General features: G+C 68.9%; 15 protein-coding genes and 1 tRNA gene. 3 read left to right on the top strand and 13 right to left on the bottom strand.

The window, feature by feature from the left end; all coding sequences use genetic code 11:
* Positions 1 to 108: 108 nt before the first annotated feature.
* From ACQUST_RS08520 to ACQUST_RS08485, 8 genes are all read right to left on the bottom strand, one after another.
* Positions 109 to 723, bottom strand: a complete 615-nt coding sequence (locus ACQUST_RS08520) for a 30S ribosomal protein S7 (protein WP_435127305.1) — start codon at positions 721 to 723, stop codon at positions 109 to 111.
* Positions 723 to 1,151: a 30S ribosomal protein S12 gene (locus tag ACQUST_RS08515; RefSeq protein ID WP_159898793.1), complete on the bottom strand. Its 429-nt coding sequence runs from the start codon at positions 1,149 to 1,151 to the stop codon at positions 723 to 725. Before ACQUST_RS08515 ends, ACQUST_RS08520 begins: the two co-directional genes overlap by 1 nt.
* Positions 1,152 to 1,445: 294 nt before the next feature.
* Positions 1,446 to 1,871 carry a NusA-like transcription termination signal-binding factor gene (locus ACQUST_RS08510; protein WP_435127303.1) on the bottom strand — a complete coding sequence of 142 codons (426 nt, stop codon included), beginning with the start codon at positions 1,869 to 1,871 and terminating at the stop codon, positions 1,446 to 1,448.
* The gene (gene rpoA2 / locus ACQUST_RS08505; RefSeq protein WP_435127301.1) at positions 1,872 to 3,113 is read right to left on the bottom strand and encodes a DNA-directed RNA polymerase subunit A''; all 1,242 of its coding nucleotides are present in this window, start codon (positions 3,111 to 3,113) and stop codon (positions 1,872 to 1,874) included.
* Complete coding sequence (locus ACQUST_RS08500; protein ID WP_435127299.1) at positions 3,106 to 6,039, bottom strand: DNA-directed RNA polymerase subunit A'; 2,934 nt, start codon at positions 6,037 to 6,039, stop codon at positions 3,106 to 3,108. Before ACQUST_RS08500 ends, rpoA2 begins: the two co-directional genes overlap by 8 nt.
* Before the next feature lie 2 nt (positions 6,040 to 6,041).
* Positions 6,042 to 7,871 carry a DNA-directed RNA polymerase subunit B gene (gene rpoB, locus ACQUST_RS08495; protein WP_435127297.1) on the bottom strand — a complete coding sequence of 610 codons (1,830 nt, stop codon included), beginning with the start codon at positions 7,869 to 7,871 and terminating at the stop codon, positions 6,042 to 6,044.
* A gap of 1 nt (position 7,872) precedes the next feature.
* A complete protein-coding gene (locus ACQUST_RS08490) occupies positions 7,873 to 9,438 on the bottom strand; it encodes a DNA-directed RNA polymerase subunit B'' (RefSeq protein ID WP_435127295.1) in 1,566 nt (521 codons plus the stop codon).
* The gene (locus ACQUST_RS08485) at positions 9,435 to 9,665 is read right to left on the bottom strand and encodes a DNA-directed RNA polymerase subunit H (protein WP_435127293.1); all 231 of its coding nucleotides are present in this window, start codon (positions 9,663 to 9,665) and stop codon (positions 9,435 to 9,437) included. The genes ACQUST_RS08490 and ACQUST_RS08485 overlap by 4 nt, the downstream gene beginning before the upstream one ends.
* A gap of 438 nt (positions 9,666 to 10,103) precedes the next feature.
* Here ACQUST_RS08485 and ACQUST_RS08480 point away from each other — a divergent pair.
* Positions 10,104 to 10,176 (top strand) — tRNA-Asp (locus tag ACQUST_RS08480).
* 179 nt (positions 10,177 to 10,355) lie between these two features.
* A complete protein-coding gene (locus ACQUST_RS08475; protein ID WP_435127291.1) occupies positions 10,356 to 10,715 on the top strand; it encodes a hypothetical protein in 360 nt (119 codons plus the stop codon).
* Between the two features lie 44 nt (positions 10,716 to 10,759).
* Here the strand turns inward: ACQUST_RS08475 and ACQUST_RS08470 are convergent, their stop codons facing one another.
* The 4 genes from ACQUST_RS08470 to ACQUST_RS08455 form a co-directional block, all read right to left on the bottom strand.
* Entirely contained in the window at positions 10,760 to 11,029 is a 270-nt protein-coding gene (locus ACQUST_RS08470; RefSeq protein WP_435127289.1) for a hypothetical protein, read from the bottom strand.
* A 109-nt stretch (positions 11,030 to 11,138) separates the two neighbouring features.
* The gene (locus tag ACQUST_RS08465) at positions 11,139 to 11,504 is read right to left on the bottom strand and encodes a fluoride efflux transporter FluC (RefSeq protein ID WP_435127287.1); all 366 of its coding nucleotides are present in this window, start codon (positions 11,502 to 11,504) and stop codon (positions 11,139 to 11,141) included.
* Positions 11,501 to 11,845, bottom strand: a complete 345-nt coding sequence (locus ACQUST_RS08460; protein ID WP_435127285.1) for a fluoride efflux transporter FluC — start codon at positions 11,843 to 11,845, stop codon at positions 11,501 to 11,503. Before ACQUST_RS08460 ends, ACQUST_RS08465 begins: the two co-directional genes overlap by 4 nt.
* 3 nt (positions 11,846 to 11,848) lie before the next feature.
* Positions 11,849 to 13,006 carry an ATP-binding protein gene (locus ACQUST_RS08455; protein WP_435127283.1) on the bottom strand — a complete coding sequence of 386 codons (1,158 nt, stop codon included), beginning with the start codon at positions 13,004 to 13,006 and terminating at the stop codon, positions 11,849 to 11,851.
* Between the two features lie 74 nt (positions 13,007 to 13,080).
* Between ACQUST_RS08455 and ACQUST_RS08450 the strand changes: the two genes are divergently transcribed.
* Positions 13,081 to 13,548: a DUF7382 domain-containing protein gene (locus tag ACQUST_RS08450; RefSeq protein ID WP_435127281.1), complete on the top strand. Its 468-nt coding sequence runs from the start codon at positions 13,081 to 13,083 to the stop codon at positions 13,546 to 13,548.
* Positions 13,549 to 13,563: 15 nt separating this feature from the next.
* Here the strand turns inward: ACQUST_RS08450 and ACQUST_RS08445 are convergent, their stop codons facing one another.
* Positions 13,564 to 14,337, bottom strand: coding sequence for a protein-L-isoaspartate O-methyltransferase family protein (locus ACQUST_RS08445; protein WP_435127279.1), 774 nt, complete (start codon positions 14,335 to 14,337; stop codon positions 13,564 to 13,566).
* Positions 14,338 to 14,354 lie beyond the last annotated feature (17 nt).

Below are 14,354 nucleotides of genomic sequence, written 5' to 3'. Positions count from 1 at the left end.
ACGGTACTTTCGAGCGGTCCTCGCTGACGGCTGTAGCCGCGGCTCGCGAGCCGTGGAACGGAGAGAAAACGAGAAGTGGGAGAACCGCAGAGCGGCTGGTTCGCGGCGTTAGCGGGCCGCGGCGGCGACGCGCTCCTTCTCCTCTTTCTGGGAGATGGCGTACGTCTGGACGTCGTAGTTGGCGGCGCCGATGAGCTGGTCGGCGAGCGCGTCGGCGGCCGCGTTCTTCGTCTTGTACGTGGCGCCCTGCACGCCGTCGGCGATGAACTTCAGGCCCTGGTCGACGCGGCGCTGGGGCGCGACGTCGACCGCCTTCGGGACCGAGATGCCGCCGTACTTCAGGCGGACGGTCTCCTCGCGCGGCGCCGCGTTCTCGACGGCGGTCACGAGCGTCTGCACCGGGTTCTCGTCGGTGCGTTCGTGGATGATGTCGAGGGCGTCCCGGACGATGCGGGTCGCCTGCTGTTTCTTCCCGGTGTTCTCGTCGGTCTGCATCAGGCGGTTGATGAGCCGCTCGACGAGCGAGATTTCGGACTTCTTGAACTGCTTGGATGCGTGCCGACCCATCGTGTGCGCGATGGGTGTCACGTTCATGTAGCGGCGCGTCGACGGGTCGTCGTACTCGATGTCCGTGACGTCCCACGTCCCGAACAGCTGGGCGTTGTCCTCGGCCTGCTCGGAGTCGGCGGGCGCGTCAGGCTCGGGTGCGTCTTCCTCGCTCATTATCGGACGGGTTTCTCCGCGTTCCCGCGGACGAGTTCGATCATCGAGACGCCGTTCACCTTCTCGACCTTGTAGTTCACGCCGGACAGGTCGCCCATCGCGCGGCCCTTCGCGCCGCCGATACCGGCGATGGTGACCTCGTCGTGTTCGTCGATGAACGAGATGGCGCCGTCACCGGGACAGAACGCCGTGACCTGCTTCCCGTTCTTGATGAGCTGAACCCGGACGCACTTCCGAATCGCCGAGTTCGGCTGCTTCGCTTCGATACCGACCTTCTCGAGGACGATGCCGCGCCCCTGCGGGGCGCCCTCGAGCGGGTCGGACTTCTCGCCGAGACCGCGTTCGCGTCGCGCGTACTCCGAGTCGGACCACCGGCGTTTCTGGCGGTCCTTCTTGAGCTTCCGCGCGGCGTACTTGCCGTTCGCCATAGTGAACCGACGTTCACGACGGAGGTACGTAAGGGTTCCCTTTCGCTCACGGCGAGACGCGCTCAGATTCGGTTAGCGGTGGCTCTACCGCGTTCTCGTCGCGTCTCGCGGTTCGAGTCACGGCGGCAGAACCGGTTTCGGTCCGAATGCGGCGCGCAGAAGCCGTCGTTGCCGGCGGAGCCGTCGGCGCCGCAAACGCGGCTGTTCGGCGGAGAATCAGAGAGCGGCGGAGAAGCGTCCGTGCCCCGAGCGCCGGGACGCCGGCGGAACCGGAATCGATGGCCGCGTCGCGGCTCAGGCGAGCTGGACGTCGTCGATGTCGAAGTGCCGCCGCGCCAGTTCGCGCGCCGCCTCGATGTTGCGGCCGCCGGTCCCGATGGCGACGCCGCGGTCGGCCTCGGCGACCTCGACGTACGCCACGGTGTCGTTCTGCTCCGATATCGTGACGCCGCGGACCGCCGCGGGCGACAGCGCGTTCGCGACGAACGCCTCCGGCGTCGGCGCGTCCTCCACCAGGTCGACGTCGACGCCGAGCTCCGACTCGACGCGGTCCACCGTTCGGCCGCCGGGGCCGACCGCGTCGCTCATCTCGCCCGCCGGGACGAGGAAGACGACGCGGTCGTGGTCGTCCTGGACGAGACAGTCCAGCGGCGTCACGTCCGTCAGTTCGTCGAAGACGCCGATGTAGCGGCGCGCCTCGTCGGAGATCTCGACGCGCATCTAGTCGTCGGCCGGCTTCGAGGAGTCGGGTTTCGACCCCATCCGGAGGTTGACGTCGCCGGTCCCGATGGAGACGGGCTTCCCGACGATGACGTTCTCGATGACCCCGTTCAGGTCGTCCTCCTCGCCGTGGATGGCGGCGTCGAGCAGGTGGTTCACCGTCACCTCGAAGGCGGCGCGCGCCAGCACGGACTCCTTCGACCCGGAGATGCCGTGCCGACCGATGGACTCGACGGTGCCGCGGTTCGTCATGATGTCCGACACCAGCATCAGGTGCCGAATGTTGACGTCGTCGAGCCCCTGCTCTTCGAGCGTCTCCATCGTCTCGTTGATGATGGTTTCCCGGGCGGCCTCGATGCCGAGCGTCCGGTGAATCTCGTGGATGTTGTTACACGTCGTCCGGGAGGCGTCGACGCCCTCGATTTCGAGCGCGTCGGAGAACGCCGACCCTTCGGTGTACAGGACGAACTCCTCGTCGCCGCCGTCGACCTCCTCCTTCCGGATGACGACGCGCGTGACCTCCTCGATGCCCTTGAACACGATTTCGCGGAGCTGCTCGACGAGCTGGAGCAGCTCGCGGTAGCTCGGCTCCTCCGGCCCGAACTCGATGTCGGTGCCGGACTGCCGCGTCTTGACGCCGAGGGCGTCCTCGATAGTGTCGGCGACGATGCCGGCGACCTCGGTGGCGCTGTCGTGCGTCGGCCACCGCTCCAGCAGCGTCTCCTCGTTCAGGTCGACGGAGACCACCATGTCGGCGACGTTCGTCGACACGTCGCCGAGCGCCAGAATCTTCGTCGCCTCCAGCTTCCAGACGACCTGGTGGGCCTTCTCGCGGTCGGTCGCGTACTCGTCGTCCAGCCGGACGATCATGATCGGGGTGTCCGGCGTCTTCCGGGCGTCCACGAGCTCGATGAGCCGCGGCAGCCCCTGGGTCACGTCCATCTCCGCGACGCCCGCGTAGTGGAACGTGTTCATCGTCATCTGCGTCCCCGGCTCACCGATGCTCTGTGCGGAGACGGTTCCGACCGGCTCCAGCGGGTCGACGCGGGTGTCGAGGTAGCGCGACTCGACCGCCTGCGCGATCTCGTTCGCCTGCTCGGCGGTCACGCCGCCGCGCTCGTCGATGGTGTCGTACACGCGGTCTTTCAGTCGCCGCGGCAGCTCCGTGTCCTCGACGACCAGCGCGATGTCTTCGGTGACGTGCGTGTGCGACTCGACGAACTCGTCGACGGAGTCAGTCATCGGACTCCACCCCCACGCCGCCGGCCTTGTCGAGCCCCGGCCCGGCGTACTCCGAGAGGTTCGTCGGCGGCTCCTTCCGGCCGAGGAACCGCTGTTTCTCCTCCTCGGAGCCGAACTCGGACTCGACGATGCGGTCGGTGATCTGTTCGACGTCGATGGGGTCGTCCTCCGTGGAGGATACCTTCACGGGCGACGTGCCGTCCTCACCGAACTCGAACTGGACGATGTTGCCGGAGGTGTCCCGGACGGTGCCGTCGTACTGCGCTTCCAGTTCGGAGAGCGCGTTGATGAGACGGCGCTGCAGGTAGCCGGACTTCGACGTCCGGACCGCAGTGTCGACCAGGCCTTCGCGGCCGCCCATCGCGTGGAAGAAGAACTCCTCGGGCGTCAGGCCGCTCCGGTAGGAGTTCTCGACGAAGCCGTGCGCCTCCGCGGAGAGGTCGTCGGGCTCGTAGTGCGCGAGCGTCCGGTCCTCGTAGCCGCGGTTGATGCGTTCGCCCCGAACCGCCTGCTGACCGACGCAGCCGGCCATCTGCGTGAGGTTCAGCATCGAGCCGCGGGCGCCCGAACGCGCCATGATGACCGCCGGGTTGTCGTCGGCGAAGTGGTCCTCCGCGATTTCGCCGGCGGAGTCACGCGCCTTCCCGAGCGTCTGCATGATCTTCATCTCCAGGGTCTCGTCGACGGTGCGGCCCGGCAGCGACTCCAGGTCGCCGGCCTCGTACGTCTCGATGAGCTCCTGGACGCGCTCGTACGCGGAGCCGATGGCCTCGTCCACCTGCTCGTTCGCCTCCGGCGGAATCGACTCGTCGTCGATGCCGAGGCTGAACCCGAAGTGCATGATGGCGCGCATCGCCAGCGACGCCACCTCGTTGATGAACACGCGGGCGCGGGTCTCCGAGTACACCTTCGTCAGCGTGTCGACGACCTCGCCGCCGAACGCGCCGACGGCGTCCTCGTCGACCGTCCCCTCGACGAGCTGCCCCTCCTCGATGACGACTTCGTCGCCGGTAGACGACGTGAACTCGAGGCTCAGGTCGTCCGGCAGCAGCTCGGAGAACACTGTGCGGCCCGTCCAGACCTCGTCGCCGGCCTCGTTGGTGCCGTCCGGCTCCGGAAGCTCGTCGACGGACGTCGCGCGCAGCAGGTCGAGCGCCTGCGTCTCCGTGAACTCGGGGTTCTGGTGGGTGAGCAGGTACGTCCCGGAGATGTGGTCTTGGATCGCGCCGATGATGTTCTCGCCGAACCGCGGGCTGAGAATCTGCTCTTGGACGCGCATGAGGACGCGCGCTTCCGCGCGGGCCTCCTCGTTCTGCAGCGCGTGCATGTTCATCTCGTCGCCGTCGAAGTCGGCGTTGTACGGTGGGCAGACGACGGTGTTCAGCCGGAACGTCTTGTACGGCATCACGACCACTTCGTGGGCCATGATGGACATCCGGTGGAGCGACGGCTGCCGGTTGAAGATCACGATGTCGCCGTCGACGAGGTGGCGGTTCACTTCCCAGCCGGCCTCGACTTTCTCGGCGAGCTCCTCGCAGTTCTTCTCGGTGACCTTCAGGCGGCGACCGTCGGGTCGCTTCACGTAGTTCGCGCCCGGGTGGCCCTCGGGGCCGTTCGAGACGTACCGCCGCGCCTCGTCCAGGTTGCGCTCGGAGACGTTCATCGTCTGCGTCATCTCCTTTGCGACCCGGTCGGGGACGCCGACCTCGTTGAGCGACAGCGTCGGGTCCGGGCTGATGACGGTCCGCGCGGAGAAGTTCACGCGCTTCCCGGACAGCGAGCCGCGGAACCGCCCCTCCTTGCCTTTCAGGCGCTGGCTGAGCGTCTTGAGCGGCCGGCCGGAGCGGTGGCGCGCCGGCGGCGTCCCGGAGATCTCGTTGTCGACGAACGTCGTGACGTGGTACTGCAGCAGCTCCCACAGGTCCTCGATGATGAGCTGCGGCGCGCCGGCCTCGCGGTTCTCCATGAACCGCTGGTTGATGCGGATGATGTCGACCAGCTTGTGCGTCAGGTCGTCCTCGCTGCGCTGACCGTTGTCGAGCGTGATCGACGGCCGCGTCGTCACCGGCGGCACCGGCAGCACGGTCAGAATCATCCACTCGGGCCGCGACCCCTCCGGGTCGATGCCGAGCGCGTCGAGGTCCTCGTCCGGGATGTCCTCGAACCAGTCGCGGATGTCCGACGGCATCAGCTTGTTCATGTCCTCCTCGGTGAGGTCGACGCCGAGCGCCTTCTCGAGCGCCTTCCGGCTCTCCTTGCGCGGCCGGAACTCGCCGGAGAGGATGTTGTTGATGCGCGACAGCTCGATGCCGGTCTCGTCGGCGAGCTCCTGCGGCGACATGCCCTCGTCGTCCTCCTCGTCCTCGTCGGGCTGCATCGCCGACGCGATGCGTTCGGAGTAGTCGCCCGACAGGACGTCCTGGACCTCGTAGTACGTCGTCGGCTTCTCGTGTTTGATGTCCGCCTGCGGCTCGCCGCAGTACGGGCACGTCGACGCCTTCCGGGCCTCCCGGACGGCGGCTTTCAGGACGTCGGTCGGGTCGCCGCCGAGGTCCTTGGTGCGCTGCATCTTCTCGCGGTACTCGTCTTTCTCCTCGTCGGTGAGCGCGAGCCGGCCGCACTCTCGGCACGTCGACCGGAGCAGCCGCCGGATGAGCTTCGTGAAGCCGACGTGGATGACGGGCGCCGCGAGCTCGATGTGGCCGAAGTGGCCGTTACACGACCCGGAGTGTTTGCCGCAGGTGCGACACTCCAGTCCCGGGTCGATGACCCCGAGCCGCGGGTCCATCAGCCCCATGTCTATCGGGTAGCCGTCGTCGTCGTACGTGTCCGCCGTGATGACTTTCGTCGCGGACATGTCGCGGTACGTCTCCGGGTCCATCAGCCCGAAACTGATGCCGCCGATCTCCTTCGGTGAACCTGACATTGTTAGACTGCGTCCTCCAGCTGGAGCGTGGGTCGAATCCCGAGCGCCTTCATCTCGTCCAGCAGGAGCTTGAAGGCGTAACTGATCTCGATCTCGTGGATGTTGTCCTCGTCCCCGGTGATGGGGTCGTAGACGCGGCGCTGCTCGACGTCCTCGACGGCGACCATCCCGGTGTCCTCCGAGATGTAGACGCTCTCCTTGTCGGAGCTGTCGAGCAGCCGTTCTTTCAGCGCCATCGCGGCGCCGTGTCCGATGAGCACTTCGCGCTCCATCTCGCCGACGCGCAGGCCGCCCTCACGGGCGCGCCCCTCGGTCGGCTGCCGCGTCAGCACCTGCACGGGGCCGCGCGAGCGGGCGTGGAGCTTGTTCGACACCATGTGGTACAGCTTGTGGTAGAAGATGGTGCCGACGAAGATCTCCGCCTCGATGCGTTCGCCGGTGACGCCGGAGTACATGACCTCCTTCCCGGAGGACTTGTAGCCGTGCTCCTCCAGCGACGACCGGAGCTCCTCTTCGTCTTCGCCCTGGAACGCGGTGCCGTCGACGCGGCGGCCCTCCAGCGAGCCGACCTTGCCGCCGAGCATCTCCAGGACGTGGCCGACCGTCATCCGCGACGGCAGCGCGTGCGGATTGATGACCAGGTCGGGGACGACGCCGTCCTCCGTGAACGGCATGTCCTCCTGCGGCGCGAGGTGGCCGACGACGCCCTTCTGGCCGTGCCGCGACGCGAACTTGTCGCCGAGCTCCGGGATGCGTTCGTCGCGCACGGACACCTTCGAGAGCTTCGAGCCGTCCTCGCCCTCCATCAGCGTCACGGTGTCGACGACGCCGTCCTCGCCGGACCGCATCGTCACGGACGTCTCACGGCGCTTCTGCGGGGACAGCCCGCCCATGTCGTCCTGCTCTTCGAGGAACCGCGGCGGACTGGTCTTCCCGAGCAGCACCGAGTTCTCGTCGACCTGCGTCTCCGGGTTCACGAGACCGTCCTCGTCGAGGTGCGTGTACGCGTCCTCGCCGCGGGCGCCCCGGACGTCCTGGCTCGGCGTCTCGAACCGGTCCTCCTGGCCGCCGGGGTAGCGCCGCTCTTCGCCCTCGTACGTCCGGAAGAAGTGCGAGCGCGCCATCGCGCGGTCGACGCTGCCCTCGTTCATGACGAGCGCGTCCTCGATGTTGAACCCCTCGTAGGACATGACGGCGACGACGAAGTTCTGCGCCGCCGGCCGCTCGTCGAACCCGATCTGCTCGGTCGTCTGGGTTTTCACCATCGACAGCTGCGGGTAGTGCATCAGGTGCTGGCGGGTGTCCGGCCGAATCCGGTAGTTCGCCGCCGGCAGCCCGAGCGACTGCTTCATCATCCCCGCACCCATCGTAATCCGCGGCGACGCGTTGTGCTCCGGGTACGGAATCATCCCGGCGCCGATGCCGAAGATGAGCTGCGGGTCGATTTCGAGGTGGGTCGTGTTCTCCGTGATGTCCTCCTCGTCGGTCGCGACGAGGATGTCCTCCTCCTCTTCGGCGTCGATGAACTCCACGAGGCCGTGGTCGACGAGGTCCTCGAACTCGATTTCGTCGCGTTCGAGCGCGTCGATGGTCTCGTCGTCGAGCAGCGGCTCGCCGTCCTCGACCACGATGAGCGGCCGGCGCGCGCGGCCGGCGTCGGCGTTCACGATGACTTCGCCGGTGCGCTCTTTCACCGAGACGTTCACCATGTCGGAGACGTCGCCGCGGCGGCGCGCCTCCCGAATCTGTGCTGCGAGCTGGTTCGGGTCCGGGTGGGTCCCGACCAGGCTCCCGTTGACGTACACTTTCGCTTCTCGCTGTTGGCTTGCCATGTCAGTCGTCCGCGGATGCGCGGTCTACGCCCTCGATGCCGGGGATGCCCTCGACACCCATGGACGCGAGTTCTCGTTTCAGTCCCTGTTCGTCCTCGACGTTCTGCGACAGCTCCATCGCCTGCGCGAAGTTCTTCACGAGCCCGCAGTTCGGCCCCTCCGGCGTCTCGGACGGGCAGATGCGGCCCCACTGGGTCGCGTGTAGGTCACGCGCCTCGAAGTGCGGCTGCGACCGGCTGAGCGGCGACCGGAGCCGCCGCAGGTGCGACAGCACGCCCATGTAGTCCGTCCGGTCGACGAGCTGGGAGACGCCCGAGCGGCCGCCGACCCAGTTCCCGGTGGCGATGGGGTGTTCGAGCCGCTCGGTCAGCACGTCCGAGCGGACGACGGTGCTGACGGTGAGCTGCCGGTTCCGCATGTTCGCGCGTTCGAGCTGGTACTTCACGTCGCGCGACAGCTTGTTGAGCGCCGTCCGGAACAGGTCCTTCATGAGGTCGCCGGACACCTTCAGGCGCTTGTTGGCGTAGTGGTCCTTGTCGTCGGAGTCGCGCCGCCCGAGCGCGAGTTCGAAACACGCCTCCGCCATCCGGCAGAGGTAGTACGCCTTGTTGATGCGGGTCTCCTCGTCTTCGACGCCCTCCTCGTGGAGGTGCGGCAGCAGGTACCGATCGATGACGTAGTTCGCCCGCTTCAGCTGGTAGTTCTTCCCCTGCCCGGAGGCGACGCGCTCGCCGAGCGTCTCGATGGCCTCCTCTTCGGTCTGGACGTCGGCCTCCTCCAGGTTTTCGAGCATGAACTTCACGATCTCCGGGTCGTCGGAGACGCGGTGGACGATCTCCTCGTCGGATTCGAGGCCGAGCGCGCGGACGAGCGTCACGAAGTTCACGGAGCCGGAGACGGACGGGAAGCTCACTTCCAGCAGCCCCTCGCGGTTCCGTTCACACAGCACGAGCGCGCGGTAGCCGCGGCGCTGACTGAACGTCTTGGCGACCTGGATCTCGTCGCCGTACTTCGAGTCGTACTCGGCGAGAATCTTGTTCGGCGCCAGGTCCTCCGAGGTCATCAGGACGCGCTCGGAGCCGTTGACGATGAAGTAGCCGCCGGGGTCGACCGGGTCCTCACCGATTTCGACGAGGTCCTCGTCGGAGAACTCCGAGATGTTACAGCGGTTCGAGCCGACCATGATCGGCATCCGGCCGACCTTCGTCTCGGTCTGGTCGACGACCGTTTCGGGCTCCTCCTCGCCGCCGCGGATGATCTTCATCTCCATGAAGACCGGAGCGGCGTACGTGATGTTGCGGAGCCGCGCCTCCTGCGGGTACAGCAGCTCCTCGGAGCCGTCCGCCTCGCGGACGCGCGGCGTCGTAATGCGGACGTCGCCGAGTTCGACGTACACCGGCTCCTGGCCCTCCTTGTCGCCGATGTCGGTCTCGATGCGCTCCTTCTCGTCGACGACCTGCTGCATCCCCCGGTCGAGGAAGTTGTTGAACGACCGGAAGTGGTGTTCTGCGAGCCGTTCCTCCGAGAAGTACTCCCGCGAGACGGAGCGGCGTCGTTCCCGATTCATTCTACCACCAGCCGATACACGGTCGCTCGGTCGGTGGTGCGCGAGTCACGCTCGATTCGGACGACGTCGCCCGGTTCCGCCTCCTTCGGGAGCGCGGGGTCCTTCCGCTTGATCTTCGGGAGGTCCGTTTTCTTGACGTTGTACTCCTCGAGCACCTCCTCGACGTCCGACGGGTCGTCGAGGAGCGTGTGGTCCGGAACAAGGTCGTGTTCACTTACGTTTACCATGGCTGAGTAGTGCTGTCGTTCGGCCGTGGCCGCTGGAGAGAAGTCTTCACGAGATACTACGGCGCTATACCTGACCCCGACACTTAACCCTTGTTAAGCGGGCCGGAGAGACATGGCTAGTCATCCCCACGAGTGAGACAACCGTGCATACTCAGCCGGTCCGCTTCAATGTTACGGGCGCACGAACGGCCGGGTCTATCGGCTGAACGCCGCAGAGCCGCGTTTCCCGCTCCACTGACCCGCTGAGTGACCCAATCCGTTCGTCGTCGAGAGCCGAGGGCGTAGCCGCGAAGTTGAACGACTGTCTCCGCAGCGCCCCGCCGGTTCACTTCCGGCCAATTTCTCAGCCACTGGCCGCACGGTATCGCGGGACACGGGCGGGATGGATAACAAGCCTTAATTACGACCCTCCAGTACGAATGAGTGCAGCAAGACGGAGCCCGGATGGTGTAGTGGCCCATCATACGACCCTGTCACGGTCGTGACGCGGGTTCAAATCCCGCTCCGGGCGCTTTCTCACGGACCTCGCTGTCAGAGAGCGTAGCGACCTGTGTCTCCGGTCAGAGACTTTCTCACGGACCAACGTTCCCCAGTGGTGACGCTGATTTTGACCGCCGTCCACGACCGGTGGTTCGTGGACAGCGGCGTCGACCAACGGTGTTTTCGGCCAGCGGCGGCGTCCACAGGGACATGACAGAACACGAAGTCAGGGTCACGTGGACCGACGGGGAAACGGAGTCGTTCCGCGCGCTCGCGCGACCGACCGACGGTGAGTGGCTGGTCGCGTATCCGCACCCCGGCGACGACGCCTACTCCGCGGCGACGCTGAGCGTCCGCGCCGACGCGGTCCGGCACGTCCACGCCGAGACGGGCGCCCCGGTCGACTCGGCCGAGTTCACCGGCGTCCTGTACCTGCCGCACGCCGACGCGGACGCGGAGTCGCTGCTGGAGAAGGCGTGGGTGGCGCGCGGCCCCGAACCGGCTGACGACTCGGTCGAGCCGGACGATTCAGACGAGTCGGACGAGTCGCTGGATGCCCACTTGGAGTAGCGGTCGCCGATAGCCAGCGCCGGGCGTTCGTCGCGGCCGTCGGTTCACGACTCGTCGATGTGGACGCGGGCACGGTCGCGGGTCTCGTTGACGAGGTCGGTGCGCTGCACCATCGCGGAGTCCGTGTCGGCGGTCGAAAGCGACTGCGGTACCCGGAATTTGACGAGCACGTACTGGCCGCGGTCGTCGACCCCCGTGATGGTCGGGATGACGCCGTCGGCTTCACTGTCGTCCACCTCGACGGTCGCGCCGGTCAGTTCGGCGTACACCTCCGCGAGCAGCGCGGTCGGCCAGCGCGTGACGTCGTCGTTCATACGGTCCCGGCAATATCGACTGCTATTAAGCGTTCCCCGCCGATTCTCGCGCTCCGAACCGCGGCGGTCGAGGCTGTCGATTTCGCCTTCTTCCATCCGGCGGTCCGGCTCAGGAAACCGCGGCGTATCCGGCAGCTGCGCCGAGGAGGGCGGCGACCAGGACGCCGACGCCGAACGCGGCCGCGCTCCGCCAGTTTCGCTCCGCGAGCAGGCGCTGAAGCTCCACGGCGAACGACGAGTACGTCGTGAAGGCGCCGCAGAACCCGGCTCCGACGAGCAGCGACAGCGTCGGCGACGCGCCGCCCGCGACGGCGCCGCCGACGGCGCCGAGGAGGGCGCTCCCGGCGACGTTGACCGCGGCGGTCGCTCGGCGTCCCGGAACCGCGAGACCGACGAGGTGACGGGCGGCCGCGCCGACCGCGCCGCCGACCGCAACCAGGAGCGCCGCCGCGACGCCGCCGGGCGCCACCGTCATCGTCCGCCTCCGACGGCGAGCCCCGCCGTCGCGGCCGCGACGCCGAACACGTACGTCGCCGCCACGTAGGCCGCCGCCTCCGGGGCGCTGCCGAACGACACGGCGTCGACGGCGAACGTGCTGTACGTCGTGAACGACGAGCAGAGCCCGGTCGCCGCGAACAGCTGGACGCGCTTCGGGAGCGTCCGCGAGACGAGCACGCCGAGCAGGAGGCTGCCGGCGACGTTCACGAGGAGCGTTCCGGCCGGGCCGGCGACCGCGAGGCCGACGCCGTATCGGAGCGCCGCGCCGACGGCGCCGCCCGCCGCGACGAGCCCGATGCCGGTGACGCGGTCGTCCATGACTCACCGCTCCGAGCGCGGCCACTCCTCCGTTTCGGTTTCGGTCGCCGGCGACTCGGTGCGTTCGCGGAGCGTCGCCGCCGCCGTCCGCGCGCTCGCGTCGGCGCCGCCGTGGGGCGTGTGGCGCTCCCGAATCCGGACGACTGCGGTGGACTCGTCGGCGTCGTCGACGACGAGCGCGTCGCCGACGCCGCGCGGGAGTCGGTCGGCGACGTCGCCGCCGAGGTACGTCGGACGCGCCGCGGCGAGGGCGTCGACGTCGGCCGCCGAGGTGAGCCGGTGGGCGAACACCAGGTCGGCCTGCGAGACGGCGACGTCCGGGAGCGCCGCGGGGCGCTGGGTCGCGCACACCAGTGACACGCCGGGGGCGCGGCCGCGCGTCAGTAGCGTCCGGAGCGCCGGCCCCGCGGCCGCGTCGAAGAAGCCGTGCGCCTCGTCGACGAACAGCCACGGAAGCCTGTCGACTGCGCCGCGCACCCGCGCCTCGTACAGCCCCGCTGCGACCCCGCGGCACACCGCGTTCGCGGCCGCCGCCGGCAGCGCCGAGCAGTCCAGCACCGTTGGGCCGCCGGTCGCGAGGTCGCTCGCCGTGAGGCCGTCCGGGGAGAACGCGCCCCACGACGCCGCGAGTTCGAGCGCGTTCCCGGCCGCGCGCCGCGTCGGACGTGTCGCGTCCGCGTCCGCGACGAACGACCGCGCCGACGCCACGGTCGACGCCTCGGTGAACGCCCGCCAGACCAGGCTGCCCGCGGGCTGGCTCGGATCGAATCCGAGTAGTTCCGGCCACGACGCCGGCGGCACCGAGTCGGCGCGGACGCGCGGGGACCGGTGAACGACGCCGCCGCAGGCTGCGAGGCCGGCGAACACGCCCATCGGGTCGACGACGACCGGGGCGACGCCGGGGGCGGCGGCGGCCTCCTCCGCGATGACGCCGAGCGTGTACGACTTCCCGGCGCCGCGTTTCCCGACGACGAGCGCGGCGTGCGTCCGGTCGAGGTCGATGCCGACGCGGCCGCCGGTGCTGCCGTCGCGCGCCACGTGCCTGCCGAGCCGCCCCGCGTGCTCGTCGCGGCCGGAGACGGCGTCCGCGGCGCCGCCGCTGCGTTCGTCGCCGCTGGCGGTCGGTGCGTCCCGCCGGCTGGTTCGTCCGATGACGTCCACGGCGGCCGTGCCCGCGGCTTCTGCCTTGAACGTTCGCGCGAAGGTTCAAATGCGGAGCCGCGGCCAGCAGGGCCATGCTCGACTCAACGTGGCTCGAATCGCTTCGCGGCGACGAACGCGCTATCGAGGGGTTGCCGGTGCGGCTGGTCATCGCGCTGGTCGTCGGCGTCGCGAGCCTGAGCGTCATGCTGAACATGGTGTCCGGGATTCAGGGGCTCGCCGTCGTCGAACTGGACGCGCGGCCGTCGCCGGACGTCACGACGCCGGGCCAGCAGTCGGTGACGTTGACCGTCGTCGGCAGCGACGGCGACCCGGTCGAGGGGGCGACGGTCGTCGTTCGCGACGGCACCGCCGACATCGACGGCGTCGCCACCGCGACGACCGGCGCGGCCGGAGAGGCGACCGTGGAGGTGGCGCCGACGCTCGGCCCGAATCAGGAGGAAGGAACGCTCGCGGTCGGCATCAAGCCGCCCGCGGGGAGCCAGTACGCGGACCGCCGCGGCAACACGCGAATCCTGGTGGTCGCCGACGACGCCGGCTGAGTCCGCGCGTCGCGGTCAGCGGTCGGTGCCGGTGAGCCGGTCGTCCCAGTCGATCCACTCGTGCTCCCAGCCGGTCTTCGCGAAGTAGCCCTGCTGTGCGAACTCGGCGTCCTCGCGGGCGGTCCGGTTTCGGACGCCGGCGCCGACCTCCTCGCCCGGGACGAGCAGCGGGCGGAGCGACACGGCGTCGCCCTCGTAGACGGCGTCTGCGCCGCCGTCTCCGCTCGGTTCGAACGCCGTGACGACCTGTTCGGCGCCGCGGCCGCGGGCGGCGACGAGCCGGCCGCCGTCGGCGAGCTGGCCGAGGAGTCTCCGCGGCGGGTCGACGACGGCGGCCTCGACGAGGACGCGGTCGAACGGCGCGTACGCGGGGAGTCCGTCGGCGCCGTCGCGGCAGTCGACGAGGACGGCGTCGTAGCCGGCGGCGCCGAGGTTCTCGCGCGCCTCGTAGACGAGTTCCCGCGAGATGTCGACGGCGTGGACGTGTTCGGCGCCGACGAGTTCGGCGAGCAGCGCCGCGGTGTAGCCGACGCCGGCGCCGACGAGCAGCGCGTCGTCGCCGTCGCGGGCGTCGAGCGCCTCGAACAGCCGGACGACCGTCTCCGGAGCGAGCACCCGGGTTCCCTGCTGTTCGCCGCTGCTGTTGACGTACGGCGTCTCCGCGACGAACGCCTCGCGCGGCACGGCGGCCATCGCGTCGCGGACGCGGTCGGTCGGTTCGCGGCCCAGCGAGTGCTCGACGGCGTCGAGCATGTCCTCCCGGAGCGCGTCCGGGTCGGGACTGTCCATACGTCGGCTCCGGGCTA

It is taken from the genome of Halobaculum sp. D14 (genome assembly GCF_051195135.1).
Lineage (GTDB): Archaea > Halobacteriota > Halobacteria > Halobacteriales > Haloferacaceae > JBNTKA01.
Note: the sequence above shows the minus strand (reverse complement) of the source record. Positions and strands in the feature narration are given on the sequence as shown.